The organism is Oharaeibacter diazotrophicus (genome assembly GCF_004362745.1).
GTDB classification, from domain to species: domain Bacteria; phylum Pseudomonadota; class Alphaproteobacteria; order Rhizobiales; family Pleomorphomonadaceae; genus Oharaeibacter; species Oharaeibacter diazotrophicus.
In genome coordinates, this window is record NZ_SNXY01000007.1 from 119,096 (window position 1) to 144,597 (window position 25,502).

Genomic DNA, 25,502 nt, shown 5'->3' on the forward strand with positions numbered 1-25,502 from the left:
TCGACGTCCGAATTCCCCGTCCCGCAGGGATCTCGCGCGAGGCTCGGTCGGAAAGATGGCGGGAATCTCGGCGAAGGCGCTAGGATCCGGTCACAGTCGCCGAACGGCGTACGCTCGAAACGAAAAAGGGCTGCGGCACGAAACCGCAGCCCTTTCGCAATTCTACGGGTCCGCCCGGAAATGCGATCAGTCGAGGACGCTGATCTGCACCGCCTCGCGGCCCTTCGGCGTCTCGACGATCTTCATCGACACGCGCTGGCCGTCGGCGAGCGGGCCCATGCCGGCCGCCTGGAGCACGGAGATGTGGACGAACACGTCCTTACCGCCGTCCTCGCCCGCGACGAAGCCGAAGCCCTTGTCCGGGTTGAACCACTTGACGGTGCCGTCGAGCGACGTGGCGCTGGAGAGGTCGACCGTGCGGCGCGGCGGGCGCGGGCCGCGGTCGAAGCCGCCGCCGCCACCGCCGTAGCCGCCGCCGGCACCACCGCCGTAGCCGCCGCCACCGCCGTAACCGCCACCGAAGCCGCCCGGACGCGGGCCGGCCGGACGGGGACGCGCCTGCTGGGGCTGGGCCGTGGTCTCGTCGACCTCGAGCACCTTGACCACCTGCTTGCCCTTGGCGCCCTGGGCGACCTGGACCTTGAGGGTGGCGCCCGGCGGCACGCTGTCACGGCCGACGGCCTGCAACTGGCCGATGTGGAGGAAGGCGTCTCCCGAGCCGTCCGAGAGCGAAGTGAAGCCGAAGCCCTTCTCCGGGTTGAACCAGGAGACGGTGGCTTCCACGGTGGGGCCGGACATCGGGGCACTGTCGAACGGCGACGGGCCGCCGTAGGATCTTGCGGGGCGCTCCGGGCGCGTATCGAACGACGGCATCACGTCGTCATCAAAACCGCCGCGCCGCCGCGACGGGCGGAAATCCTTACCCTTACCCATTCTGTCTTCTCGTCTCCGCCGACTTCAGCTCCCGGACCGCGCTGCGGAGCGCGACACGACCCGGTATTCGTTTGCCAGAGCTTTTCTTCCGCCGATTTCGTATTGTGCAAAGCCCGGCTCGACTGCCGACGCGACGACACATCCGGGGCCCGACCGCATTTCAAGAACCGCTCCTCCGCGAGTCTTATCACAGCTCTCGCGGATCGGGATGCCCGAATTTTGCCACGGGCTGCCCTGGAATCGATTTTTTGTGGGTGTCCGCGCCCGGAATCCCGGGCTCCGGGCGTGTCGCCACGATTTCGCCCCTATCGGCGCGGCCGAAGCGCCTGTCGGTGGCCGCCCGGCGCTTCGGGAAGTTCGGATCCGCCACGCAGGGCGCCCGCGGGCCGGCTCGCGGCGCCCCGGCCGGAGGGCCGGAACGCCGCGGGCGCGACCTCAGACGAAGTCGGCGTTGGAGAACGGCAGGTTGCGCGGATGCCGCCCGGTCGCCTTGAAGACGGCGTTGGCGACCGCCGGGCCGATCGGCGGCACGCCGGGCTCGCCGACGCCGGTGGGCGCCTCCGCCGAGGCGACGATGTGCACCTCGATCGCCGGCATGTCGGACATTCGGATCGGCTCGTAGCCGTCGAAGTTGCCCTGGTCGACCGTCCCGTCGGTCAGCGTGATGCCGTCGCGCAGCACCGCGCCGAGGCCGAAGCCGATGCCGCCCTCCATCTGGGCGCGGATGTTGTCCGGGTTGACCGCGACGCCGCAGTCGACCGCGCACACCACCTTCTCGACCTTCACCGTGGATCCGTCCATGGTCACCTCCGCCACCTCGGCGACGTAGGTGTTGAACGACTTGTGCACGGCGATGCCGCGGTGGCGGCCCTCGGCCGCCGGCGTCGTCCAACCGGCCTTCTCGGCGGCGAGCTTCAGCACGGCGACCTTGCGCGGATCGTCCTGGATCAGCGCGAGGCGGAACTCCAGGGGGTCCTTGCCGGCCGCCGCGGCGAGGGCGTCGACCATGGTCTCCATCACGTAGGCCGTGTGGGTGTTGCCGACCGAGCGCCACCACAGCACCGGCACGCCGACCTTGGGCGAGTGCAACTCCACCTGCATCGCCGGGATGGCGTAGGTGGTGTCCGCGGTGCCCTCGATCGAGGTGGCGTCGACGCCGTCCTTGACGACGTACTGTTCCATCATGGTGCCGGTGAAGATCGACTGGCCGACGATGCGGTGGTGCCAGCCGACGATCTTGCCCGCGGCGTCGACGCCGGCGCGGACGCGGTGGACGTACATCGGACGGTAATAGCCGCCGCGGATGTCGTCCTCGCGGGTCCAGACCACCTTGATCGGGCGCGGCTCGCCGAAGGCCTTGGCGATCAGGGCGGCTTCGGCGACGTAGTGGGCGTCGAGGATGGCGCGCCGGCCGAACGAGCCGCCGGCCCAGAGCGTGACGATCTCGACCTGCTCGGGCTTCAGCCCGAGGATGGCCGCGGCGGTGCCCTGGTCAACCGTCGGCATCTGCGAGCCGGTCCAGAAGGTCGCCTTGTCCTTGTCGACCAGCACCGTGACGTCGAGCGGCTCCATCGGGGCGTGGGCGAGGTAGGGGAAGACGTACTCGGCCTCGACCACCTTCGCGGCGCCCTTCAGCCCGGCCTCGGCGTCACCCGTGCGGGCGACGGCGCCGGGCTGGTCGAGCAGCTTGCGATAGTCGGCCAGGATGGCGTCGGTGCCGCGGGTCTCGGCCTTGGAGAAGTCCCACTCCACCGTGACGAGGTCGCGCGCCTTGATCGCCGGGAAGGTCTTGTCGGCGAAGACGGCGACGCCGAACGGGCCGGACTTGACGTCGACCACACCGCGCACCTTCAGCGCCGCGGCGGCGTCGAAGGACTTGACCGTCGCGCCCCACTTCGGCGCGCGGATCACGGTCACGACCAGCATGCCGTCCATGTGGACGTCCATGCCGTAGGTGTCCGGCGCGCCGTGCGACTTGTTGGGCACGTCGACGCGCGGGAAGCTCTTGCCGATCAGCGTCCACTGCTCCGGCGACTTCAGCTTCGGCTCCGCCGCGGCGGGCAGGGCGGCGGCGGCATCGGCGAAGTCGCCGAACCCGGCGCTGCGGCCGGAGGCGTGGCCGATCCGGCCGGCGGCGACGGTCACCTCGGCGGCCGGGACGCCCCAGGCCTTGGCGGCGGCCTCGACCAGCATCGCCCGGGCGGCGGCGCCGGCCTTGCGGTACTGCTCGAAGGAGTTGTGGATCGAGGTCGAGCCGCCGGTGCCCTGCATGCCGAAGTCGAGGTTGGCGTAGCGCGTGACGTCGGCGGGGGCGAAGGTGGTGCGGATCTGCGCCGGATCGGCGTCGAGCTCCTCGGCGACCAGCGTGGCGAGGCCGGTGGCGATGCCCTGACCCTTGTCGAGGTGCTTGACGACGACGGTCACGGCGCCGTCGGTGCCGATGGTGACGAAGGGGTTGAAGACGCCGTCGCCTGCGGCCGCGGCGGCCGGACCGGCCTTCAGGCCGGGCAGCACGAGGCCGACCGCGAGGCCGGCGCCGGCGCCGCCGATCGCCTTGAGGAAGCCGCGGCGCGACGGGGCGGCGGACGCGAGCGCCCGGGTGGCGCGTTCGAAGACGGGATGGCCGATGGTGTGCAGCATGTCTCAGCCCTCCATCATGTCGGCGGCGCGCGCAACGGCGGCCTTGATGCGCACGTAGGTGGCGCAGCGACAGACGTTGCCGTCCATGGCGGCGACGACGTCCTCCTCGGTGGGCTTCGGGTTCTCCTGCAGGAGCGCGGTCGCGGCCATGATCTGGCCGGACTGGCAGTAGCCGCACTGCGGCACCTGGATTTCCATCCAGGCGGCGCGCACGGCGTCGGCGGCCTTGCCGGAGATGCCTTCGATGGTGGTGACGGCCTTGCCGTCGAGCTCCGAGACCAGGGTCTGGCAGCCGCGCACGGCGACGCCGTCGACGTGGACGGTGCAGGCTCCGCACAGGCCGGCGCCGCAGCCGAACTTGGTGCCGGTCATCTTCAGGTCGTCGCGCAGCACCCACAGGAGCGGGGTGTCGTCGTCGACGTCGACCTCGCGCGGGGTTCCGTTGATGGTGATGGTCCGCATGTGCCGCCTCCGGATCGGGCGGGATCCCCGTCGGATCGCCCGATGGCAAACGAAAGGGCGCCCGCCCGCGACCTCCCCCGGGGTCGAAGACCGGCGCCGTGCACCGGCCGGCGGGGCGCATCTCGCCCGCGGCGTCCGGGTCGTCGGCGCGGGCGATCCCTTGCCGGACGACACGCCATCTGTAACAACCCGCAATCATGAACCGAACCGAAATCCTTTCATGAGAACCATCGACGACGCTCATATCCGCCGCCTCGACATGACGCTGCTGCTGGTGTTCGAGGGCTTGATCCGTCAGGGAAAAATGGGTGCCGTGGGCGCCGAGCTCGGCCTGACGCAGTCGGCCGTCAGCCACGCGGTGGGGCGCCTTCGGGCGATCTTCGACGATCAACTCTTCGTGCGCCGCGGCGCCGGCGTGGAGCCGACGCGGCGGGCGGTCGAACTCGCCGAGCCGATCGGGCGGGCGATCGCCGCGGTGCGCGGGGCGCTCCGGGTCGGACGCAGCTTCGATCCCATGAGCGCGACGCGGATGTTCCGGGTCGCCGCGTTCGACAGCGCCATCGCCGCACTCGCGCCGCGCCTGATCGCCGACCTCGCCGCCCACGCCCCCGGCTGCACCGTGACCTTCCGCACCCTCGGCAAGGTCGAGACCCGGCGTGCGGTGCTCGACGGCACGGTCGACCTCGCGGTCGGCGTCGACCGCCTGACGGTGGACGGCACGGTGTCGCGGCCGCTGCTCGAGGAGGGCTACATGGTGGCGGCGCGCGCGGGCCATCCGGCGATCGGCGAGCGGCTCGACCTCGACACCTATTGCGCGCTCGGCCACGTGCTGGTGTCGCCGAGCGGCGACCCGCGCGGGATCGTCGACGACGCGCTCGCAGCGATCGGGCGCAGCCGCCGGGTGATGGTGGTGATGCCGCAGTTCGTCAGCGCCCTGATGGCGGCGAGCCGGAGCGACGCCATCGTCACGGCGCCGGCGCGGGCCTGCCGTCGGCTCGGCAAGCTGTTCGACCTCGAGATCCACGAACCGCCGCTGGCGCTGCCGGGTTTCACCCTGGCGCTCCTGACCCGCGCCGACGCGGCGGACGATCCGGCACTGGCCTGGTTCGGCGACCGTGTCGCCGCCGCCCTTGCGGACGGAGATTGACGCGCGGGCGTGCCAGGATCGGCCCGTGGGCCACGAACGGGAGGACGAACCGATGGACGGACGCTACGAAGTGATCGGATCGCAGGGCTGCGGCTCGGCGATCGTGGAGATGGCGCTGGTGCGCGCCGGCCTGCCGCACGACGTCACCGAACTGCCCTATCTCGCCGACGGCCCCGGTCGGGATCGGCTCTTGGCGCTCAATCCGCTCGGGCAGGTGCCGACGCTGGTGCTGCCGGACGGCCGGGTGCTGACCGAGAGCGCGGCCATGCTGCTCCACGTCGCCGACGTCGCGCCGGACGCGGGCCTGACGCCGGCGGCGGACGCGCCCGAGCGGGCCGCCTTCCTCGACGTGCTGATCCGGATCGTGGCGGCGATCTACCCGACCTTCACCTACGGCGACCGGCCGGAGATCTGGACCGGCCCGGGCGAAGCGGCGGCGACATTGAAGGCGCGCACCGACGAGCGCCGGCTCGCCGTGTTCCGCGAACTCGACGGGCGCCTCGCCGGCGCCTCGCGCTTCGCCTTCGGCGAGCGGGCCGGCGCGGTTGACCTCTATCTCGCCGCGATGGTGTTCTGGCGGCCGGGACGCGCGACCTTCCGCCGGGAGACGCCTCGGCTGTCGGCGATCGCCGAGGCGGTCGCCTCCGAGCCGGAGCTCGGCGCGGTGCTGAAGCGAAACGGCCTCGCCGAGGGCTGAACCGCCTGCCCCGTCAGCCCTCGCCGTCGTCGTCCTCGCCGCCGCCGAGCAGCGGGCGGAGCGCGAGGGCGCGGGCGTAGACCTCCTTGCGCGGCCGTCCGGTCGCCTTGGCGACCTCGGCGGCCGCCTGACCCGGACCCGTCGTGGCGAGGGCGGCCGCGAGCAGGGCGTCGACGTCGTCGACGGCGGCGACGCGCTCGGGCGGCGGGCCGGCGACGAGCACGATCTCGCCGCGCGGCGGATCGGCGAGCGCGCCGGCGGCGAGGTCGCCGAGGGTGCCGCGGCGGACCTCCTCGAATCGCTTGGTGAGTTCGCGGGCGAGCGCCCCCGGCCGGTCGGCGCCCAGCACGGCGGCCATGTCGGCGAGCGCCTCGGCGGCCCGGTGCGGCGCCTCGTAGAGCACCAGCGTCGTCGGCACGTCGGCGAAGGCGGCGAGGCGGGCGCGGCGGCCGGCGGTCTTCGGCGGCAGGAAGCCGAGGAAGGTGAAGGCGTCGGTGGGCAGGCCCGCCGCGACCAGGGCGGCGAGGATCGCCGACGCACCCGGCACCGGCACCACCTTGATCCCTTCGGCGAGCGCCTCCTCGACCAGCTTGTAGCCGGGATCGGAGACGAGGGGCGTGCCGGCGTCGGAGATCAGCGCCACGCTCATGCCGCCGCGCAGCATCGCGAGCAGGCGCGGGCGCTCGCGCGCGGCGTTGTGGTCGTGGTAGGGCGCCAGCGGCCGGGCGATGCCGTAGCGGTCGAGGAGCGTGCGGCTGACCCTCGTGTCCTCGCAGACCACGACGTCGGCGGCGGCGAGCACCTCGAGGGCGCGCAGCGAGACGTCGCCGAGATTGCCTATCGGCGTCGCCACCGGATAGAGGCCGGCCTCGATCGGCCGGGCGCGGAAGCCGTGGCCGTCGATCGCGTAGGTGAAGGTCGCCGCCGAGGGCGCGTTGGGGTCGGCCATCGCCGTCATCCCTGGGACTGTGCGTTCTTTCGTCGAGCCAAAGGCCCGAAGCCGGCGGCATTGTCGAGGATATTCTTGCCAGGGGCCCGGTTTTCCTTTGAAATGAGGGTTACTGAATGTGCCGCGGCGGCGGACGGCGACGGAAGGTGTTCCATGTCCGAGTACGAGCGTGCCGCGGGCTCCCGCCCGGCGGCGACCGGTAGGCTGACCCGACGTTCTGTCCTGACCCTGTTCGGCGGCACGGCGATGCTCGCCGGCTGTTCGCCGACCACCGGCCCGTCCGGACCGTCCGTGGGAGGCGGTCAGCTGCTGCCCGCACCCGTGACGCCGACCGCCCCGACCGGCGAGGTGATCGGGTCGGGCTCGGTGCGCGTCGCGCTGCTGCTGCCGAAGTCCGCCGGCGGCAACGGCGCCGCGGTGGCGGCCACGATGCGAAACGCCGCCCAACTGGCGCTGTCGGACTTCGTCGGCAACGACGTCACGCTGATGGTCAAGGACACCGGCGGCACGCCGGAGGGCGCCGCCCGCGCCGCGACCGCCGCGGTGGCCGAGCGCGCGGAGCTCATCCTCGGCCCGCTGTTCGCGGCGGAGGTCAAGGCGGTGGCGCCGGTGGCGCTCGGCGCCAACGTGCCGGTGATCTCGTTCTCGTCGGATCCGTCGGCGGCGTCGTCCGGCGTCTACGTCATGGGCTTCATGGTCGACGACCAGGTCCGGCAGGTGGTGTCCTACGCCGCCTCGCAGGGGCGCCGCTCGCTGGCGGCGATCGTCTCCGACGGCGCCTACGGCACGCTGGCCGAAGCGGCGCTCAGGGAATCGGCCGCGCGCTCCGGTGCGCGCATCATCCAGGTCGAGCGCGCCGCCGCCGGCAACGTCGCGGCCGCCGCGGCGGCGGTTGCGGCCAACGCGGTGCAGCTCGACGCGCTGTTCGTGCCCGACGGGCCCGGCTTCGCGCCGGCGGTGGCCGACGCGCTGAAGGGCAACGGCGTCGACCTTTCCCGCGTCAAGCTGCTCGGCACCGGCGTGTGGAACGACCCCGCGGTCTATTCGAGCCCGTCGCTCGCCGGCGGCTGGTTCCCGGTGCCGGACCTCTCCGGCTACCAGTCCTTCGCCGGGCGCTATCGCGCAAGCTTCGGCGGGGAGCCGCAGCAGGTGACCTCCCTCGCTTACGACGCCGTGGTGCTCGCCGCCGGGCTCGTCAAGGCGGCCGGCGCCCAGCGCTTCCAGCGCAACGTGCTGACCAACCCGGACGGCTTCCTCTCCGCCGTCAACGGCCTGTTCCGCTTCAACGCCGACGGCACCAACGACCGCGGCCTCGCGATCTACGAGGCGACGGCCGGCGGGCCGAAGCTGCTGCAGCCGGCGCCGCGTTCCTTCGCAGGGGCTTGAGCGAGGACGCACGGCGCACCCGAAGGGGTGCGCCGTGGCGAAGGCCTCAGGGCTTGGCTTCGGCGACGAAGGCGGCGGTGAAGCGGCCGACGTAGACGTCGGCGACGTTCTTGACCTTGTCGCGGCCAGAGAGCTGCGCGGTCGTCGAGATGGCGAAGCCGCGCCCGCCCGGGGTGAACTCCGCTTCGAAGACGGCACCGAATCGCCGGAGCATCGGCGTGCCGTCCGGCCGTGTCAGGCACCAGATCGCGGCGGAGGCGAGATCCTTGACGAAGACGTTGCGCGAGCCTCCGCAGCCCTCGACCAGATCGGGCGCGTCGCTGATGAACATCACCAGACGCCCGCTCGGCGAGAACGACGGCGAATAGCTGTCGCCCCAGCCGGCGGTGCCGGCGGAGTCGGCCGAGACCAGCGTCAGCGCCCCCGTGACGAGATCCTTGACGTGGATCTGCCGGACGAAGGACGAGTCCCGGCCGACCGTGAAGGCGACCTTGCGGCCGTCGCGCGACAGGGCCGGCAGCACGCTGTCGCCGGGGAACTGCACGCCCTTCGCGTCCTGCGAGACCCGGGTGATCGCGCCGGTGACCAGATCCTTGTGGAAGATGTCCCAATGGTCGCCATTGGCGTCGGGCGCGACGAGGTTGGTCGCTCGCGAGACGAAAACGACCGCGCGGCCATCGGCACGGAGTTGCGGGCGCTCGCTGTAGCCGTCGCCGGCGATGCCGCCGGCGGTGGTCGATACCAGTCGGGTGCGCCCGGCGGTGACGTCGCGCAAGTAGATCTGGGGGGTGGCGGCGGGTGCCGGCTTCACGAGGTTGGTGGCGAAGGACTCGAAGGCGATCCGCGACCCGTCGCGCGAGATCGACGGCGTGCCGGACGACGCGTTTCCGGCGGCACCGGTGTTCGACACCGACACGCGCAGGATCGAACCGGTGGCGAGGTCCTTGCGGTAGATGCTGGTGAAGGCCTTCGTCGCCTGCGGCACGAGGTTGGTGGCGGCGCTGTCGAACACGGCGTAGCGGCCGTCGGCGGACAGGGCGCCCCAGAGGCTGAACTTGTCGCCGCCGACGCCGCCGGCGCTCGCGGAGACCAGCTTGGCGGTGTGGGTCGCGACGTCCACGAGGAAGAGGTCCTCGCCGTCGTTGGCCGGGTTGGCGGGCGCGAGCGGCGCCTCGGTGGCGATCAGCACCGCGCGGCCGTCGGCGGTGACGTGGCCGCCGTCGTCGGAACCGAGCAGGCCCTCGGGGTGATCGGGGAATGTCGAGCCGGCGAAGTCGCCGCGGACAAGACGATAGTCGGAGACGATGGTGTGCGCGGGATCGGCGGCAGACGCGGGCGCGCACGCCATCAGGAGCGCGACGCCGGCCAGGGCACCGCTCACGACATTGGACCGGCGCATGGACGCCTCCCCCGGGAACGATTTTCAGAACGAATGAACTATCGTCCGACGGTAGGCGTGCCCCGATCCGGCGTCAACGGCGGCTCGCCGACGACCCCCCCGCCCGTCAGGCCGCGAGGTCGGCGACCACGGCGTCGAGCACGAACCAGCCGCCGCGCGAGGCGCGGATGCGGCCGTCGGGCAGGGTCTCGATCATGCCGTGGTGGAGGAGGTCGGCGATGCGGCGCTCGTCGAAGCGGCGGCCGGACAGCGCGTGGTAACGGGCGGGGTCGATGCCCTCGCGCAGTCGCAGTCCCATCAGCAGCATCTCGTCGCCGGCGGTTTCGCCGACGATCGCCTCGGTCGAGACGACGGCGTGGCCGAGCCGCTCGACCCGTTCCAGCCACGCCTCGGGACCGCGCTCGGTGACGGTGGCGAGGCGATGGCGGCCGCCGCCGAGGGCGATGCGGCCGTGGGCGCCGGCGCCGATGCCGACGTATTCGCCGTAGCGCCAGTAGACGAGATTGTGCCGGCTCTCGGCGCCGGGCACGGCGTGGTTGGAGATCTCGTAGGCCGGCAGGCCCGCGGCTTCGCCGACCTCCTGGGTGACCTGGTAGAGGTCGGCGGCGAGGTCGGGATCGGGCACCTTCAGCTTACCGGCGGCATGGAGCGCGGCGAAGGGCGTGTCGGGCTCGATGGTGAGCTGGTAGAGCGAAAGATGGTCGGCGGCGAGGCCGATCGCGCGCCGGAGTTCGTCGGCCCAGGCCGCCGGCGTCTGATCGGGGCGGGCGTAGATCAGGTCGAAGGAGAGCCGCGGGAAGGTGGCGCGGGCGAGTTCGATCGCCTCGAGCGCCGTGGCGACGTCGTGCAGCCGGCCGAGCCGGCGCAACTCGCCGTCGTCGAGCGCCTGGACGCCGAGAGAGACGCGGTTGACGCCGGCGGCGCGGTAGCCGCGGAAGCGGCCGGCCTCGACGCTGGACGGGTTGGCCTCGAGGGTCACCTCGGCATCGGGGGCGACGCCCCAAGTGGCGCCGATGGCGTCGAGCACGCGGCCGACGGTCGCCGGTTCCATCAGCGACGGCGTGCCGCCGCCGAGGAAGACGCTGGTGACGGTGCGCCCCGGCGTCAGCGCGCCCATCGTCGCGATCTCGCGGGCGAGGGCGGCGGCGAAGCGGTCCTGGTCGACCGGGCGGTGGCGGACGTGGCTGTTGAAGTCGCAGTAGGGGCACTTCTGCGCGCAGAAGGGCCAGTGCACGTAGACGCCGAAGCCGACCTCGGGCGTGCCGACGGGATCGGCCGCCACGCCGGCGAGAAGGTCCTCGGCGCTCGCGACGGTCACGGGCGGATCCCCGGCGGGAAGGCGCCCTCGACGAGCTTCTGCACCGAGCGGGCCCGGTGCGACAGCGGGCCGGGCGCGCCCCAGATCGAGCCGTGCTTCTCCTCGGCGGTCATCTCGCCGTAGGTGCGGGTCTCGCCGTCGGGCACGAAGACGGGGTCGTAGCCGTAGGCGATCGGGCCGCGGCGCTGCGGCCAGACCAGGGTACCCGCGCGCTCGCCGAGATATTCCTGGGTGTGGCCGTCGGGCCAGGCGAGGCAGAGCAGCGAGACGAAGGTGGCGCGCCGCTGGTCCGGCGCGGTGGCGCCGACCTTGCGCAGTTCGTCCTCGACCCGGCCCATGGCGAGGTCCCAGTCGCGGCTCGGGCCCGACCAGTCGGCGGTGTGGACGCCGGGTGCGCCCCCGAGGGCGTCGACGCAGAGGCCGCTGTCGTCGGAGAGCGCGACCTCGCCGGCCGCGGTGGCGGCGGCGAGCGCCTTGATGCGGGCGTTCTCGACGAAGGTGGTGCCGTCCTCGACCGGCTCGGGCAGACCGAGTTCGCCGGCGGTGACGAGCTCGATCGCGAGGCCGCCGAGCAGGAAGTGCAGCTCGCGGATCTTGCCCTTGTTGTGACTGGCGACCAGCAGGCGGCGGCCGTCGATGCGGCGGAGGTCCGTGCTCACAGCCCGAGCGCCTTCTTCTGGATTTCGACCAGTTCGCCGATGCCCTTCTTGGCGAGGACCAGCAGTTCGGCGAACTGCGCCTCGGAGAAGGGCTCGTCCTCGGCGGTGCCCTGGATCTCGACGATGCCGCCGCGGCCGGTCAGCACGAAGTTGGCGTCGGCCTCGGCGTCGGAATCCTCGGCGTAGTCGAGGTCGAGCACGGCCTTGCCGGAATAGAGGCCGCAGGAGACCGCGGCGACGTGGTCGCGCAGCACCTTGGCCTGGGCCGGCACGATGTTGCGGGCGCGCATCCACTCGACGCAGTCGTGGAGCGCGACGAAGGCGCCCGTGATCGAGGCGGTGCGGGTGCCGCCGTCGGCCTGGAGGACGTCGCAGTCGATCACGATCTGCTTCTCGCCGAGGGCGATCGGGTCGACGACGGCGCGCAGCGAGCGGCCGATCAGGCGCTGGATCTCGAGGGTGCGGCCGGACTGCTTGCCGGCGGCGGCCTCGCGGCGGGTGCGCTCGTGGGTGGCGCGCGGCAGCATGCCGTATTCGGCGGTGACCCAGCCCTTGCCGGTGCCGCGCATCCAGGCCGGCACCTTCTCCTCGAGCGAGGCGGTCACCAGCACGTGGGTGTCGCCGAACTTGACGAGGCAGGAGCCCTCGGCGTGACGGGTCACCGCGCGCTCGAGCGAGACGGGACGCATGGCGTCGGGGGCGCGGCGGGAGGGGCGCATGGGCTCGGTGTCTCCGGGTGACCTTCTCGGACGGGAGGCCCTTGTAGTCCGCCGCCGCCGGAAAGGGCAAGACCGGCGGGCCGGAGAGGCTTGCGATCCCGGCGCGTCCGCGCCAAATTCCGGTGTGGAGCATCAGACCGGACGCCATGGCAGCGGACACCAGGACGGGCAGCCTCAGGGAACTCGACGAGCGGTCGCGGGAGATCTTCCGCCGCATCGTCGACACCTATCTCGAGACCGGCGAGGCCTCCGGCAGCCGGAACATCTCCCGTCTGCTCGCGGCGCCGCTGTCGCCGGCCTCGGTGCGCAACGTCATGGCCGACCTCGAGCGCGAGGGCCTGATCTACGCCCCGCACACCTCCGCCGGCCGGCTGCCGACCGACCTCGGCCTGCGCTTCTTCGTCGACGCCATGCTGGAGTTCGGCGACCTCACCTCCGAGGAGCGCTCGACCATCGAGACCAAGGTCCGCATCGACGGCGGCGGCCGCTCGGTCGAGACGGTGCTGACCGAGGCGAGCCAGATGCTGTCCGGACTGTCGCGCGGGGCCGGCGTCGTGGTGACGCCCAAGGCCGACATGCGGCTGAAGCACATCGAATTCGTCCGCATCGAGCCGACCCGCGGCCTCGTCGTGCTGGTCGGCGAGAACGGCACGGTCGAGAACCGCCTGATCGACCTGCCGCCGGGGCTGCCGCCGTCGTCGCTGGTCGAGGCCGCCAACTTCCTCAACGCCCGGATCCGCGGCCGCACCCTGTCGGAGATCCGCGCCGAGATCGAGCGCCGCGCCGCCGAGCAGCGCGAGGAGCTCGACGGACTGACCGCCCGCCTCGTCGAGGCGGGGCTGGCGTCGTGGTCGTCCGCCGCCGGCGACCGGCCGCAGACGCTGATCGTGCGCGGGCGCGCCAACCTGCTCGACGACGTCCGTGCCGCCGAGGACCTCGAGCGCATCCGCGCGCTGTTCGAGGACCTCGAGACCAACGCCGACCTCGTGCAACTGCTCGGCCTCGCCGACGCCGGCGACGGCGTGCGCATCTTCATCGGCTCGGAGAACAAGCTGTTCGGCCTCTCCGGCTCGTCGCTTGTGGTGTCGCCCTACCGCGACGGCGACGCGCGCGTGATCGGCGTCGTCGGCGTGATCGGTCCGACCCGGCTCAACTATGCCCGGGTGGTGCCGATGGTGGACTACACCGCGCGGATGGTCGGCCGCCTGCTCGGCTGAGACGGCCGCGGCGGCGGAGCACGGCCTTCCCCCGGCTTGATTTTCCCGGCGCGAACCCTCAAATCCGGTCCGGCCAGTTCAGGCGCCGCCCGTTCCCGACGGCCGCGGTGCCCTTCGCGCACGAGAGGATCGATGACCGACGAGACCGAAACCGCCGCCCCGGCCGACGGGGCCTCCGTCGAAACCCCGGCCGCGGCGCCGCCGGCCGACGACCGCACGGCCGCGCTCGAGGCGGAGGTGGGCCAGCTCAAGGACCAGCTGCTGCGCACCCTCGCCGAGATGGAGAACCTGCGCCGGCGTACCGAGCGCGAGATCGCCGACACCCGCTCCTACGCGGTGGCGAGCTTCGCCCGCGACATGCTGACCGTGAGCGACAACCTCGCCCGCGCCCTGACGGCCGTGCCCGACGAGACCCGCGAGGGTGCCGACGAGGCGACCCGGGCGCTGCTCGACGGCGTCGGCATGACCGAGCGCGAGCTCCTGAAGGCGCTCGAGAAGCACGGCGTGCGCCGGATCGACCCGACCGGCGAGCGCTTCGACCCCAACTTCCATCAGGCCATCTTCGAGGTTCCGAACACCGAGGTGCCCTCGGGCACGGTGGTGCAGGTCGTGCAGTCCGGCTTCGTCATCGGCGAGCGCGTCCTGCGCCCGGCGATGGTCGGCGTCGGCCGCGGCGGCCCGAAGCCGGCGCCCGCCGGCGAGGCCAAGGTCGACCGCACGGTCTGATACCGGCCTCGCCGATTCCCGACTCGTCGAGAATCTGCGAGGTTTCGGCCATCCGGCCGGCGCCCGGTCGGGCGCTCCTCGCCCGAAAAGCTCCGACCAGAGGTCGGACCTTTGCGAACTCGGTCCGACGCCCGCGACCGCGCCCGCCGCGGAAGGCGGGCGCGAAGGGTGTTTCCTCGCCGCGCGGGTTCGGGCACCGTCGTCCGGACGCGCGCGGGAGGACCCGATGGACACGCCGACGCTCTTCGCCTTCCTCGACCATCTCGCGATCGCCGTCTTCGCCGTCACGGGCGCGCTTGCGGCCTCGCGCAAGGAACTCGACATCGTCGCCTTCTGCTTCTTCGGCGTCGCCGCCGGGCTCGGCGGCGGCACGCTGCGCGACGTCCTGCTCGGCGAACTGCCGGTGTTCTGGGTGGCGCAGCCGGCCTACGTGGTGGTCGCGGTCGCCGCCTCGGTGCTGGTGTTCTTCACCGCCCACGTCTTCTACGAGAACTGGTCGCGCTACCGGCTGCTGCTCTGGGCCGACGCGGTCGGCATGGCCGCCTATGCGGTGATGGGCGCCGCCAAGGCGCTCGCCGCCGGCGCGCCGGCGATACCTGCAATGGTGATGGGAGCGATGACCGCCACCTTCGGCGGCGTCATCCGCGACGTCGTCGCCGGCGAGCCGTCGGTGCTGCTCCGGCGCGAGATCTACGTCAGCGCCGCCTTCGCGGGCGCGGCCGTCTACGTGATGCTGATCGGCGTCGGCGCGCCGTTCTGGGCGGCGGCCGCGCCCGGCGCGACCGTGGCCTTCGTCATCCGTGCCGGCGCGCTGGCACGGGGATGGTCGCTGCCGGTCTACCGACCGCGGCCGGGCCGGGACGTCGACCGGGTCTGATCGGGACGTCGAGGAGCGGCTTCCGACCTGACCTTAACGTCATTTTCACGTGTCGGATGCAGACGTAATCCTGAATATGTCCGTCTGCGAGAGACCATGACGTTCCCCCGTTTGACGCTCGGCCTGAGGTTCATGGCGGTGATCGGCGTCGCCGTCGCGGTGATGGGGCTCGGCACGCTCGGCGCGCTCTACCAGTTCCGCGCCGCCCTGGTCGACCAGGGGCTGGCGGGTACCCGCGCGGTGGCCGAGGACGCCGTCGCCGCGGTCGAACGGGCGAAGGGCGGGGACGCGGCGGGCGACGCCGCCATCGTCGCGGCGCTCGCCGGCCTCCGGACGCCCGACGGCAAGGCGCTCGCGATCCTCGGCGCCGACGGCGCGGTGATTTCGGCCGGGGCGGAACGCCTCGCGGACGGCGCGTCCACGGCCCTCCTCGCCGGCGCGAAGGTCGGGGCCGAGGCGATCGCCCACGACGCCGTCGTCGACGGTGCCGCCGCCGCGCGGCTCTCCTTCGCCCGGCCGGTCGCGGACGGCCGGCTGGTGGTGGTGGCGAGCTACGATCCGCGGAGCGCCGACATTGTCCTCGTCCGCATCGTCCTCGTCATCGCCGCCTTCTCGGGCCCGATGCTGCTCGTGTTCCTCGCCTGGGCGTGGCGGCTCGGCCGCGGCATCAGCCGCGATCTCGCGACCATCAGCACCGCGGTCGGCCGGCTGGCGGCCGGCGACACCACCGTCTCGGTCTCCGGCGTCGGCGGCGACGACGAGGTCGGCGAGATCGCGACCGCGGTCGAGGTGTTCCGCACGTCGATGGTCGAGAACGACCGCATGAAGGCCGAGGAGAACGCCCGCATCGCCGACCGCGCGGCCCGCGCGGCGCGGCTGGAGCGGATCGTCCACGCCTTCCGCGAGGAGGCCGGGCAGATCGTCGGCTTCGTGCGCGCGAGCGCCGACGCGATGAACGGAACCGCCGGCGACCTCACCGCGGTCTCGACCGTGACGCGCTCCTCCGCCGAGGCGGCCGAGCAGACCGCCGCGCGCGACGCCGCCGCGGTGGCCGACGTCGCCGACGCCGCGCGCCGGCTCGCCGACACCGTCCGCGAGGTCGGCGAGAGCGTTCGCGCGGCCTCGCTCGTCACCGCCGAGGGCGCGACGCTCGGGCGTTCCGCCCGCGGCGAGGTCGAGCGCCTCGCCGGCAGCGCCGACCGGATCGGCCATGCCGTCGAACTGATCCGCGCCATCGCCGGCCAGACCAACCTGCTCGCGCTCAACGCCACCATCGAAGCCGCCCGCGCCGGCGAGGCGGGCAGGGGCTTCGCCGTCGTCGCCAGCGAGGTCAAGGCGCTCGCCGGCCAGACCGCCAAGGCCACCGACGAGATCGCCGCCTATGTCGGCGAGATCCAGCAGGCCACCGCCGAGGTGGTGTCGCAGATCGGCTCGGTCACCGACACGCTCGACGGCATCGAACGCTCCAGCGCCGACATCGCCGCCGCCATGGAGCGCCAGGCCGAGGCGACCGACGGCATTTCGCGGCGGGCCGACGACGTCGCCCGCGGCTCGGCCGAGCTCGGCGGTTCGGTGCGCGACGTCACCGGCGCGGCGGGCGAATCCTCGCGCGTCGCCGGCACCGTCACCGAGGTCGCCCGCGACCTCGCCACCGCGGCCACCGAACTCGACGAGCGGATCCGCCGCTTCATCGAGGACGTCGCGGCCTGAGGGTCGAACGGCCGGTCACACGCGCTTCTCGGGACTCTTGCAGAGGTCGGCGATCGCGCAGCGCTCGCATTCGGGCTTGCGGGCCTTGCAGACGTAGCGGCCGTGCAGGATCAGCCAGTGGTGGGCGTGGCGCATGTAGCGCGCCGGTACGACGCGCTCGAAGGCGCGCTCGACGTCGAGCGGGGTGCGGCCCTGGGCGAGCAGCAGCCGGTTGCCCATGCGGAAGATGTGGGTGTCGACCGCGAAGGTCGGTTGGCCGAAGGCGATGTTCAGGACCACGTTGGCGGTCTTGCGGCCGACGCCCGGCAGCTTCTCCAGCGCCTCGCGGTCGGCCGGGACCGTGCCGCCGTGGTCGCGGATCAGCGCCTCCGACAACGCCACCACGTTCTTGGCCTTGTTGCGGAAGAGGCCGATGGTGCGGATCGCGTCGCGGACGCGGTCCTCGCCGAGCGCGACCATCTTCGACGGCGTGTCGGCGAGCGCGAACAGCACGCGGGTCGCCTTGTTGACGCCCGCATCGGTCGCCTGCGCCGACAGCACGACGGCGACCAGCAGCGTGAAGGCGTCGGTATGCTCGAGCTCGCCCTGCGGCTCGGGGTTCGCCGCCTCGAAGCGGGCGAAGATCGCCTCGATCTCGGCCGGCGAATAGACCGCCTTCGCCTTGGTCGCCGCCTTCGCCGTCGTCTTCGCCCTGGGACGGGGCGCCGCCGCGGGCGCGGCCGGGGCGGCGGCCGGTCCGGGGGCGACGGCGCCGTCGGCTTGCGGGATTTTGCGTAGGCGGGGCTTTGCCGTGGTCATGGTCCCTCTATAATCGCCCGCCATGGCGTCGGACAATCCACCCGAAACACGCGCGGCCTCGGCCGGGGAGGGCGCGTTCTTCTCGGCGCGGCTGACGCCGCACCGCTCGCTCGGCCCCGGCGGCTTCGTGGCGCTGATGGGGGCGACCGGCGCGGTCTGCTTCGTCTCCGGCCTCGCGTTCCTGGCGATCGGGGCGTGGCCGGTGTTCTGGTTCTTCGGGCTCGACGTCCTGATCGTCTACGTCGCCTTCCGGCTCAACTACCACCGCGCTCGCGCCTACGAGGAGATCCACGTCTCCGCGCTCGACGTCCACCTGCGCCGGGTCGGTCCGCGCGGGGCGGTGCAGGAGTTCCACTTCAACCCGGCCTGGGCGCGGCTCGACGTCCGGCGGATCGGCGGCGAGGGCGTCGTCGGCCTCGCGCTGGTCTCGCACGGCCGCGCGGTCGACGTCGGCGGCTTCCTCAATCCGCCGGACCGCGAGAGCTTCGCCGACGCGCTCGCGGCGGCGCTGGCGGCGGCTCGGCGCGGCGGGCCGTCGGCGGCCGCGGCGACGCCCTGAAACGGAGCCGGCGAAAATCGGGTGGCGCCGTCGTGACGGCCGCGTCTAGCCTGGGTACAACGATCCAGGAGAAGTGCCGATGGACGCGGTTCCGACCTTTGAACGCCCCCCGCACACCGACGTCAGCTGGCTGCACGGAGGAATCGGCATGCCGGAACCGGTGAAGCTCGACCGTGCCGCCGAGGACTACGTGCTGGTGCGCGACACCATCCAGTTCATCTCCGAGAACTGGCGCGAGCAGCCGGAGCTCGAGACGATCGCCGCGGCGGTCGGCACCGATTCCGGCCACCTGCACCGGCTGTTCACCCGCTGGGCCGGGCTGACGCCGAAAGCCTTCGTCCAGGCGCTGACGCTCGACGAGGCGCGGCGGATGCTCTCGGACAGCCAGTCGATCCTCGACACCGCCTACGAGGTCGGCCTGTCCGGCCCGGGCCGGCTGCACGACCTCTTCGTCACTCACGAGGCGATGAGCCCGGGCGCCTACAAGGCGCGCGGCGCCGGGGTGACGATCGCCTACGGTTTCCATCCCTCGCCGTTCGGCACGGCGCTCGTCATGGCGACCGAGCGCGGGCTCGCCGGCCTCGCCTTCGCCGACCCGGGCGAGGAGGCCAAGGCGCTCGCCGACATGTCGGCGCGCTGGCCGGCGGCGAGCTACGTCGAGGACACCGCGGTCACCGCGCCCTACGCGCGCCAGGTGTTCGACCCGCGCGACTGGTCGCAGGACCGGCCGCTCCGGCTGGTGCTGATCGGATCGGACTTCGAGGTCCGGGTGTGGGAGACGCTGCTCCGCATCCCGCTCGGCAAGGCGACCACCTACACCGACATCGCCCGCCACATCGGCAATCCGAAGGCGGCGCGGGCGGTCGGCGCGGCGGTCGGGCGAAACCCGATCTCCTTCGTGGTGCCCTGCCATCGCGTGCTCGGCCGGCAGGGCAACCTCTGCGGCTACCACTGGGGTCTCACCCGCAAGAAGGCGATCCTCGGTTGGGAAACGGGCCTCGTCGGCCTGCTGTCCGGCGGCGGCGGCTGATACCGGCACCGCGAATGGACGCGTCCGCGCTCAGGCCGCCTCGAAGGCGATGCCCGCGCGGCCGCCGCGGCGCCAGACCAGACGGGCGGTGCGTGCCGGCTCGTCGACCTTGGCCTTGAAGGCGAAGTGTTCGGGGATATCGCTCATCGGGTCGACCTCGATGCCGGCGCCACCGGGGCCGAGGTTGCGGGTGACGACGTCGAGGCTGCGCAGCCGATCGGGGAACAGGATCCGCGAGCCGAGCAGGCTGCGGCGGCGGGTGTCGGTGCGGCGCTCGTCCATCGTCGTCCTCCCGTCCGGCGCGTGCCGGAAACGGGTTGATGCTAGCGCCGGCAGGGACGTCCGACGATCGAAACCCTTCCTCAACCTTAATTCCGGCGCGCCCCGAGGGACGCGCCGGCGATCTCGCGTGCCGCGGGACCAGCCTCAGTCCGCCAGCACCTGCTTCTCGACGATGCCGCCGTCGGCGTCGAGGCGGTAGACGATCGGCACGCCGGTCGCCAGCTCGCGGGCGACGATCTCGTCGCCGGAGAGACCCTCGAGGTCCATGATCAGGGCGCGCAGCGAGTTGCCGTGGGCGGCGACCAGGACGCGCTCGCCCTTCAGCACGCGCGGCAGGATCTCGGCCTTGAAATAGGGCAGCACGCGCTCGGCGGTGTTCTTCAGGCTCTCGCCGCCCGGCGGCGGCACGTCGAACGATCGGCGCCAGACGTGGACCTGCTCCTCGCCCCAGCGGGCACGGGCGTCGTCCTTGTTGAGGCCGGTGAGCTCGCCGTAGTCGCGCTCGTTGAGGGCCTGGTCGCGGATCGTGGTCAGGTCGCTCTGGCCGATGCCGTCGAGGATGATCTGGCAGGTGCGCTGGGCACGCGACAGCGCCGAGGTGTAGGCGACGTCGAAGGAGAGACCCAGCGCCTTCAGCTTCTCGCCGGCGGCGGTCGCCTCGGCGACGCCCTGCTCGGTCAGGCCGGGGTCCTTCCAGCCGGTGAACAGATTGAGAAGGTTCCATTCGCTCTGGCCGTGACGGACCAGCACGAGCAGTCGATCCATGGGTCGGGCTCCGTGGTGGAAGAACCGGCGCGGGGGATCGCCGGCGGGGGAGGGGCGGCGGCCACCCGGGCACGCCGCGGCGGGAAGCGGTCAGTCCGCGAGGCCGAGCACGTCGTCCATGTCGTAGCGGCCGGCGGCGCGGCCGCGGCCCCAGAGGGCGGCGCGCACGGCGCCGGCCGCGAACAGCGAACGGTCCTCGGCGTGGTGCGCGAGGGTGATGCGCTCGGCCGGGCCGGCGAAGATCACCTCGTGGTCGCCGACGACGGAGCCGCCGCGCAGCGTCGCGAAGCCGATCGTGCCCTCGACGCGCGGGCCGGTGTGGCCGTCGCGCACCCGCACCGAGGCGTCGGCGAGGGCGACGTTCCGGCCTGCGGCGGCGGCCTCGCCGAGGAGCAGCGCGGTGCCGGACGGCGCGTCGACCTTGGCGCGGTGGTGCATCTCCAGGATTTCGATGTCGAACTCCGGCCCGAGCGCCCGGGCGGCGCGGCGGACGAGGCCGGCGAGCAGGTTGACGCCGACGCTCATGTTGCCGGACTTGACCACTACGGCGTGGCGGGCGGCGGCGTCGATCGCGGTCTCGTCGGTCTCCGAGCAGCCGGTGGTGCCGATGACGTGGACGATGCGGGCCTGGGCGGCGAGTTCGGCGTAGGCGAGCGTCGAGGCCGGCGTCGTGAAATCGAGGATGCCCTCGGCGTCGACGATCGCGGCGAGGGCGTCGTCGCGGACCGGCACACCGAGCGCGGGCAGGCCGGCGAGCACGCCGGCGTCCTCGCCGAGGGCGGGCGAGCCCTGACGCTCGATCGCGGCGTGCAGCACCACGCCCGGCGTCGCGGCGATGGCGCGCACCAGCGTCCGACCCATGCGGCCGGCGGCCCCGACCACGACGAGCTTCATGTCCGACATCGGCGATCCCCGGCCTGCGATCCTCGGTCGCACGGCCTATAGCAGGGCGGAACCGCCGACGCGAGCGCCCGCGGCCGCGCTCAGGCGGCCATTTCGTCCCCCCGGCCGCGTTCACGCGGCCATTTCGTCGATGGCGGCGAGCAGGCGGGCGACGTCCTCGGGCCGCGACAGCCGGTGGTCGCCGTCCTTGACCAGCGTCAGCACCACGTCGTCGTGGCCGAGCGCCTCGACGAGGGCGAGGGCGTGGCGCCAGGGCACGTCGGGATCGCGCATGCCCTGCAGCACGTGGACGGGCCGGCCGATCGCGATCGGGGCCCCGAGCAGGAGGTGGTCGCGCGCCTCCTCCAGGAAATTGCGGGTGATCACGGTGGGATCGTCCGAATAGGCCGACGGCAGGGTGACCCGGCCGTCGCGTTCCAGGGCGGCCCGCATCGCCGGCGGGAAGGCCGGCAGCATCAGCGCCTCGGTGAAGTCGGGCGCCGGGGCGACCAGCACGAGGCCCCTGACCCGGTCGAGCGCGCCGCGGGCGGCGAGGGCCCGGGCGAGCAGCAGCGCGATCCAGCCGCCCATCGACGAGCCGACCAGGATGGTCGGGCCGTCGGTGAAGCGGTCGAACACCGCGGTCGCCTCGGCGAGCCAGCGACCGATGGTGCCGTCGACGAAGCAGCCGCCGGAGGCGCCGTGGCCGGAATAGTCGAACCGGACGACCGCACGACCCGCGGCGCGGCCGGCGGCGGCCACCGCCTCGGCCTTGGAACCGGTCATCTCGGAGCGGAAGCCGCCGAGCCAGAGCACGCCGGGGGCGGCGCCGGCGTCGGCGAGCACGGCGATGGAACGGCGGTCGTCACCGACCTCGACGGTGTGGCGGATGGACGTCACGGCGGCCTCGTCGTCGCGTGGAATCGATTCGGCTCGGATAGTGCCCGGAATTCGGCCCCGGATGCGCGGAGATGCTTGACTTTTCGCACCCGTGCGCCGATTTTTCATGCGGCTGCCCATGCGTTCGGCGGCCGATCCCCGTTTGCGCGCCAAGTGTTGCCGGCGCGTCGGACGGCCTCGGGCCCACGCGCGCCGCGCGTTGTCCGGGGCGCGGAGCGGTCGACGGTTCTCTGGGGTGGCCGGTGTTCCGCACACCGTCGCGTCGACGCCACTCGGCCGGACCGGCCCGGTGCGGGTCGATCGCATCCCCCGAGCGTGTCGCGGACACCGACATCGTCGTCGTCAGAGGAGTTGAAGGCCATTCGTCGTCCGTTCCGAGCCGCCGCGCCGACCAAGGAAGGTCCGCGCATCAACCGTGAAATCCGCGTCCCGCAGGTGCAGCTGATCGGCGACGACGGCGCCAACCTCGGCGTCGTGTCGATCCAGGAAGCGCTCGCGTCCGCGGCGGAAGCCGGCCTCGATCTCGTCGAGATCTCCCCGAATTCGACGCCCCCGGTCTGCAAGATCCTCGACTTCGGCAAGTTCAAGTACCAGTCGCAGAAGAAGGCCTCCGAGGCGCGCAAGAACCAGAAGACCGTCGAGATCAAGGAGATCAAGCTGCGGCCCAACATCGACACCCACGATTACGAGGTGAAGATGAAGAGCATGCTGCGCTTCTTCGAGGAAGGCGACAAGGTCAAGATCACGCTCCGCTTCCGCGGTCGCGAGATGGCGCACCAGGACCTCGGCCTCAAGCTCTTGTTCCAGGTCAAGGAAGAGACCCAGGCGATCGCCAAGGTCGAGAGCGAGCCGCGTCTCGAGGGGCGCCAGATGGTGATGGTGCTCTCGCCGAAGTGAGCCCCGGCCGCCGGCGTGGACGACGCGCGCCGGCCGCCACCCGTCCGATCGGCCGATCGCGCTCCGGTCGTGAGGATTTGGTAACCACAGCCGAACGAGAATCCCCGCCATCCGACGCGGCCGCCCGGCGGCCGCCTCCGCGCGAGGTGATTCGATGTCGCTGTTCTCCCGCCGGCCGTTCGGCGCCGCCGCGGCCGCCGTTCTCGCCGGCCTCGTCTCGATGCCGCTCCCGGCCACCGCCGCCGGCATCCTGGTGCCCTACACCGGCGCCAAGCCGCCCGTCGTCGCCAAGGCGCCGACGACCCTGCGCCAGCGCCTCGTCGCCGTCGACCTCTCCTCCGGCGCCGCCGTCGCGGCGGGCGATCCCGAAGTCGCCGACGCCGCGGCCGCCGCCGCCCTCGGCGCCACCGTGCAACTCGACCTCCTGCCGGGCGTTTCGGTGACGCTGAAGCGCAAGTCGGCGAGCGCGGCCGTCGGCGGCGGCACGATCTGGACCGGCGTCGATCCGACCAAGCCGAACACCAGCGCCGTCCTCGTGGTCAAGAACGGCCGCGTCACCGGCTCCGTCCGCGTCGCCGGCAAGCCCTACGACATCCGCCCGATCGGCAAGACCCGCGCCCATCTGGTGCGCGAGATCAAGGTCGGCTCCGTCGGCGGGGTCGAGGCGGTCGCCAAGGTGCCGATCGCCAAGCGCATCGGCGGCGGCACGTCGAAGTCGGAGATCGGTGTCCTGATCGCCTACACTGACGCCGCCTGGGGCAACAACGACGACATCGAGGCGCTCGGCAATCTCGCGATCACGCTCGCCAACCAGGCCTTCGCCGACTCCGGCGCCACGATCAAGTACAAGCTCGCCGGCTTCTACTGGGCGCAGAACTACGACGAGACGCAGTACGTCGAACAGAACGCCGGCACGGACACCGAGTGCCCGTCCGGCAACGTCAGGGACCAGAAGACGCCGTTCGAGTACGACGTCAACCTGACGCATCTCCGGCTCGGCTGCGGCTATCTGAGCTACGTCGCCAAGGAGCGCGACAAGGTCAAGGCCGATCTCGTCGTGCTGGTGGTCGACCGCGGCGACGAAGAAAAACCGAACCCGCTGTGCGGATACGGCTACGGACCCGGCGTGGACGCCAAGAACAAGGCCGGCGCGGTCGACGCGGACTACGCCTTCTCCGTGGTGACCGCGAGCTGCATGGATCAGTCGGTGCTGACCGGCGTCACCGCCTTCAACCTCGGCATCTCCAAGGACCGCTACGTCACCACCTCGGACCTGCGCGACAACTACGCCTTCGGCTACGTCGACCTGATCGGCCGCTTCCGCGACCTGACTTCGGACAACGACCGCTGCAAGGCGGCCGGCGTGACGTGCAACTACGTCAACCTGTTCTCGAACCCGAAGAAGACCTACAACGGCCGGCCGCTCGGCGTCGCCGCCGGCCAGCCGACCTCGGCCGACGCGGTCCGCGCGCTCAACGAGAATGCCAGAACCGTCGCGCGCTTCCGCTGAGCCGGCGCCGACCGGCTCCCGCCTCGAGAAGGGCCGCGGGCGTCGTCCGCGGCCTTGCGCTTTTCCCGGGCTTCCTGTAGAAGGCGGCCACTTCGGGTCGACCGGCTCGGGGGCGGTTTTCCGTTCCCACGGGCATGCCGTGGCGGCCTCGAACGCTCAACCCCGGACCAGGACGGTGGTTTCCGCCACGGCGCCGCGAGGTGCCGGCGGGCCGCAGCCGTCGGGTCCGGACCATGACTGACCGGACGCCGCCCCCACGGGGAGCCGGGGTCCAGAACACTCGGAAACGAGCAAAATGCCCAAGATGAAGACCAAGTCGGGCGCCAAGAAGCGCTTCAAGGTGACCGCCAACGGACGCGTCAAGTCGGCCCAGGCCGGCAAGCGTCACGGCATGATCAAGCGGACCGCCAAGTTCGTCCGTCAGGCTCGCGGCACGACCGTGCTGTCGGAGCCGGATGCGATCATCATCAAGAAGAACTTCCTTCCCTACGCCTGATCGCGCGATCGGCAGGCATCCCATTTCCAAGGAGTACCGATCATGGCGCGCGTCAAGCGGGGCGTCACGGCCCATGCCAAGCACAAGAAGGTCCTGAAGCTCGCCAAGGGCTTCCGCGGCCGTCGCAAGAACACGATCCGCACGGCCAAGGCCGCCGTCGATCGCTCGATGCAGTACGCGACGCGCGATCGTCGCGCCAAGAAGCGCAACTTCCGCGCCCTGTGGATCCAGCGCATCAACGCGGCGGTCCGCGAGGTCACCGGCGGCGAGCTCACTTACGCCCGCTTCATCGACCTGCTGGCCAAGACCGGCATCGAGGTCGATCGCAAGGTCCTGTCGGATCTGGCGATCTCCGAGCCGGCGTCGTTTGCGGCCCTGGTCGAGAAGGCCCGGGGCGCCGCTGCCTGAGGCAGCGCGACTTCCAGGGCCGATCCCCGATCGGCCGTCGACGAAAAGAGGCGGCGTACCGGTCGGGTACGCCGCCTCTTTTCGTCTCGGACCACGTGGCGCGCCGCCCCGAGAACCGCTAGAACGCGCGCCTGGA

Annotated in this window: 26 protein-coding genes; 13 read left to right on the plus strand and 13 right to left on the minus strand. The window is 72.3% G+C overall.

What is annotated here, in order from left to right; translation table 11 throughout:
• Window positions 1-186: 186 nt before the first annotated feature.
• From EDD54_RS09070 to EDD54_RS09080, 3 genes are all read right to left on the minus strand, one after another.
• Entirely contained in the window at window positions 187-798 is a 612-nt protein-coding gene (locus EDD54_RS09070; RefSeq protein WP_321184093.1) for a cold-shock protein, read from the minus strand.
• A 570-nt stretch (window positions 799-1,368) separates the two neighbouring features.
• The gene (locus EDD54_RS09075) at window positions 1,369-3,573 is read right to left on the minus strand and encodes a xanthine dehydrogenase family protein molybdopterin-binding subunit (protein WP_126540867.1); all 2,205 of its coding nucleotides are present in this window, start codon (window positions 3,571-3,573) and stop codon (window positions 1,369-1,371) included.
• A 3-nt stretch (window positions 3,574-3,576) separates the two neighbouring features.
• Window positions 3,577-4,035, minus strand: a complete 459-nt coding sequence (locus EDD54_RS09080) for a (2Fe-2S)-binding protein (protein ID WP_126540868.1) — start codon at window positions 4,033-4,035, stop codon at window positions 3,577-3,579.
• Between the two features lie 220 nt (window positions 4,036-4,255).
• Here EDD54_RS09080 and EDD54_RS09085 point away from each other — a divergent pair, with 220 nt between their 5' ends.
• Together EDD54_RS09085 and EDD54_RS09090 are read left to right on the plus strand one after the other, a co-directional pair.
• Window positions 4,256-5,182 (plus strand): LysR family transcriptional regulator, encoded by a 927-nt coding sequence (locus EDD54_RS09085; protein WP_165644386.1) that lies wholly within the window; start codon window positions 4,256-4,258, stop codon window positions 5,180-5,182.
• Window positions 5,183-5,234: 52 nt separating this feature from the next.
• Complete coding sequence (locus EDD54_RS09090) at window positions 5,235-5,879, plus strand: glutathione S-transferase family protein (RefSeq protein ID WP_126540870.1); 645 nt, start codon at window positions 5,235-5,237, stop codon at window positions 5,877-5,879.
• Between the two features lie 13 nt (window positions 5,880-5,892).
• Here the strand turns inward: EDD54_RS09090 and rsmI are convergent, their stop codons facing one another.
• Window positions 5,893-6,837: a 16S rRNA (cytidine(1402)-2'-O)-methyltransferase gene (gene rsmI / locus EDD54_RS09095; protein WP_126540871.1), complete on the minus strand. Its 945-nt coding sequence runs from the start codon at window positions 6,835-6,837 to the stop codon at window positions 5,893-5,895.
• A gap of 144 nt (window positions 6,838-6,981) precedes the next feature.
• Between rsmI and EDD54_RS09100 the strand changes: the two genes are divergently transcribed.
• On the plus strand, window positions 6,982-8,214 hold the full coding sequence (locus tag EDD54_RS09100) for a penicillin-binding protein activator (protein ID WP_126540872.1): 1,233 nt from the start codon (window positions 6,982-6,984) through the stop codon (window positions 8,212-8,214).
• A 46-nt stretch (window positions 8,215-8,260) separates the two neighbouring features.
• On the opposite strand, the gene EDD54_RS09105 is transcribed toward EDD54_RS09100, so the two are convergent.
• From EDD54_RS09105 to rph, 4 genes are all read right to left on the minus strand, one after another.
• Window positions 8,261-9,613 (minus strand): TolB family protein, encoded by a 1,353-nt coding sequence (locus EDD54_RS09105; RefSeq protein WP_133673984.1) that lies wholly within the window; start codon window positions 9,611-9,613, stop codon window positions 8,261-8,263.
• Between the two features lie 106 nt (window positions 9,614-9,719).
• A complete protein-coding gene (hemW, locus tag EDD54_RS09110; protein WP_208112172.1) occupies window positions 9,720-10,931 on the minus strand; it encodes a radical SAM family heme chaperone HemW in 1,212 nt (403 codons plus the stop codon).
• Window positions 10,928-11,590, minus strand: coding sequence for a non-canonical purine NTP pyrophosphatase (locus EDD54_RS09115; RefSeq protein WP_126540874.1), 663 nt, complete (start codon window positions 11,588-11,590; stop codon window positions 10,928-10,930). Before EDD54_RS09115 ends, hemW begins: the two co-directional genes overlap by 4 nt.
• The gene (gene rph, locus EDD54_RS09120; protein ID WP_126540875.1) at window positions 11,587-12,309 is read right to left on the minus strand and encodes a ribonuclease PH; all 723 of its coding nucleotides are present in this window, start codon (window positions 12,307-12,309) and stop codon (window positions 11,587-11,589) included. The genes EDD54_RS09115 and rph overlap by 4 nt, the downstream gene beginning before the upstream one ends.
• 146 nt (window positions 12,310-12,455) lie before the next feature.
• On the opposite strand from rph, the gene hrcA reads away from it, so the two are divergent.
• The 4 genes from hrcA to EDD54_RS09140 all read left to right on the plus strand — a co-directional run bounded on the left by hrcA (window position 12,456) and on the right by EDD54_RS09140 (window position 16,839).
• Window positions 12,456-13,526 carry a heat-inducible transcriptional repressor HrcA gene (gene hrcA, locus EDD54_RS09125; RefSeq protein ID WP_126540876.1) on the plus strand — a complete coding sequence of 357 codons (1,071 nt, stop codon included), beginning with the start codon at window positions 12,456-12,458 and terminating at the stop codon, window positions 13,524-13,526.
• 132 nt (window positions 13,527-13,658) lie between these two features.
• Window positions 13,659-14,252, plus strand: a complete 594-nt coding sequence (gene grpE / locus EDD54_RS09130) for a nucleotide exchange factor GrpE (RefSeq protein ID WP_126540877.1) — start codon at window positions 13,659-13,661, stop codon at window positions 14,250-14,252.
• A 226-nt stretch (window positions 14,253-14,478) separates the two neighbouring features.
• On the plus strand, window positions 14,479-15,129 hold the full coding sequence (locus EDD54_RS09135) for a trimeric intracellular cation channel family protein (RefSeq protein WP_126540878.1): 651 nt from the start codon (window positions 14,479-14,481) through the stop codon (window positions 15,127-15,129).
• A 96-nt stretch (window positions 15,130-15,225) separates the two neighbouring features.
• The gene (locus EDD54_RS09140) at window positions 15,226-16,839 is read left to right on the plus strand and encodes a methyl-accepting chemotaxis protein (protein ID WP_126540879.1); all 1,614 of its coding nucleotides are present in this window, start codon (window positions 15,226-15,228) and stop codon (window positions 16,837-16,839) included.
• Window positions 16,840-16,854: 15 nt separating this feature from the next.
• On the opposite strand, the gene nth is transcribed toward EDD54_RS09140, so the two are convergent.
• Window positions 16,855-17,637 carry an endonuclease III gene (nth, locus tag EDD54_RS09145; RefSeq protein WP_126540880.1) on the minus strand — a complete coding sequence of 261 codons (783 nt, stop codon included), beginning with the start codon at window positions 17,635-17,637 and terminating at the stop codon, window positions 16,855-16,857.
• A gap of 22 nt (window positions 17,638-17,659) precedes the next feature.
• On the opposite strand from nth, the gene EDD54_RS09150 reads away from it, so the two are divergent.
• Both EDD54_RS09150 and EDD54_RS09155 read left to right on the plus strand, forming a co-directional pair.
• Window positions 17,660-18,196 (plus strand): DUF2244 domain-containing protein, encoded by a 537-nt coding sequence (locus EDD54_RS09150; RefSeq protein ID WP_126540881.1) that lies wholly within the window; start codon window positions 17,660-17,662, stop codon window positions 18,194-18,196.
• 148 nt (window positions 18,197-18,344) lie between these two features.
• Window positions 18,345-19,226, plus strand: coding sequence for a bifunctional helix-turn-helix domain-containing protein/methylated-DNA--[protein]-cysteine S-methyltransferase (locus tag EDD54_RS09155; protein WP_126540882.1), 882 nt, complete (start codon window positions 18,345-18,347; stop codon window positions 19,224-19,226).
• Between the two features lie 30 nt (window positions 19,227-19,256).
• Here EDD54_RS09155 and EDD54_RS09160 read toward each other — a convergent pair whose 3' ends face one another.
• From EDD54_RS09160 to EDD54_RS09175, 4 genes are all read right to left on the minus strand, one after another.
• A complete protein-coding gene (locus EDD54_RS09160; RefSeq protein WP_126540883.1) occupies window positions 19,257-19,508 on the minus strand; it encodes a hypothetical protein in 252 nt (83 codons plus the stop codon).
• Between the two features lie 144 nt (window positions 19,509-19,652).
• Window positions 19,653-20,273 carry a 2,3-bisphosphoglycerate-dependent phosphoglycerate mutase gene (locus tag EDD54_RS09165; RefSeq protein WP_126540884.1) on the minus strand — a complete coding sequence of 207 codons (621 nt, stop codon included), beginning with the start codon at window positions 20,271-20,273 and terminating at the stop codon, window positions 19,653-19,655.
• A gap of 90 nt (window positions 20,274-20,363) precedes the next feature.
• Window positions 20,364-21,167 carry a 4-hydroxy-tetrahydrodipicolinate reductase gene (gene dapB / locus EDD54_RS09170; RefSeq protein WP_126541925.1) on the minus strand — a complete coding sequence of 268 codons (804 nt, stop codon included), beginning with the start codon at window positions 21,165-21,167 and terminating at the stop codon, window positions 20,364-20,366.
• A gap of 120 nt (window positions 21,168-21,287) precedes the next feature.
• Window positions 21,288-22,055 carry an alpha/beta hydrolase gene (locus EDD54_RS09175; protein WP_245515711.1) on the minus strand — a complete coding sequence of 256 codons (768 nt, stop codon included), beginning with the start codon at window positions 22,053-22,055 and terminating at the stop codon, window positions 21,288-21,290.
• 360 nt (window positions 22,056-22,415) lie between these two features.
• Here EDD54_RS09175 and infC point away from each other — a divergent pair, with 360 nt between their 5' ends.
• The 4 genes from infC (at window position 22,416) to rplT (ending at window position 25,366) form a co-directional block, all read left to right on the plus strand.
• Window positions 22,416-22,952, plus strand: a complete 537-nt coding sequence (gene infC, locus EDD54_RS09180) for a translation initiation factor IF-3 (protein ID WP_126541927.1) — start codon at window positions 22,416-22,418, stop codon at window positions 22,950-22,952.
• Between the two features lie 154 nt (window positions 22,953-23,106).
• On the plus strand, window positions 23,107-24,462 hold the full coding sequence (locus EDD54_RS09185) for a hypothetical protein (RefSeq protein ID WP_126540885.1): 1,356 nt from the start codon (window positions 23,107-23,109) through the stop codon (window positions 24,460-24,462).
• A 295-nt stretch (window positions 24,463-24,757) separates the two neighbouring features.
• Window positions 24,758-24,958 (plus strand): 50S ribosomal protein L35, encoded by a 201-nt coding sequence (gene rpmI / locus EDD54_RS09190; RefSeq protein WP_126540886.1) that lies wholly within the window; start codon window positions 24,758-24,760, stop codon window positions 24,956-24,958.
• A 42-nt stretch (window positions 24,959-25,000) separates the two neighbouring features.
• Window positions 25,001-25,366: a 50S ribosomal protein L20 gene (gene rplT, locus EDD54_RS09195; protein ID WP_126540887.1), complete on the plus strand. Its 366-nt coding sequence runs from the start codon at window positions 25,001-25,003 to the stop codon at window positions 25,364-25,366.
• Window positions 25,367-25,502 lie beyond the last annotated feature (136 nt).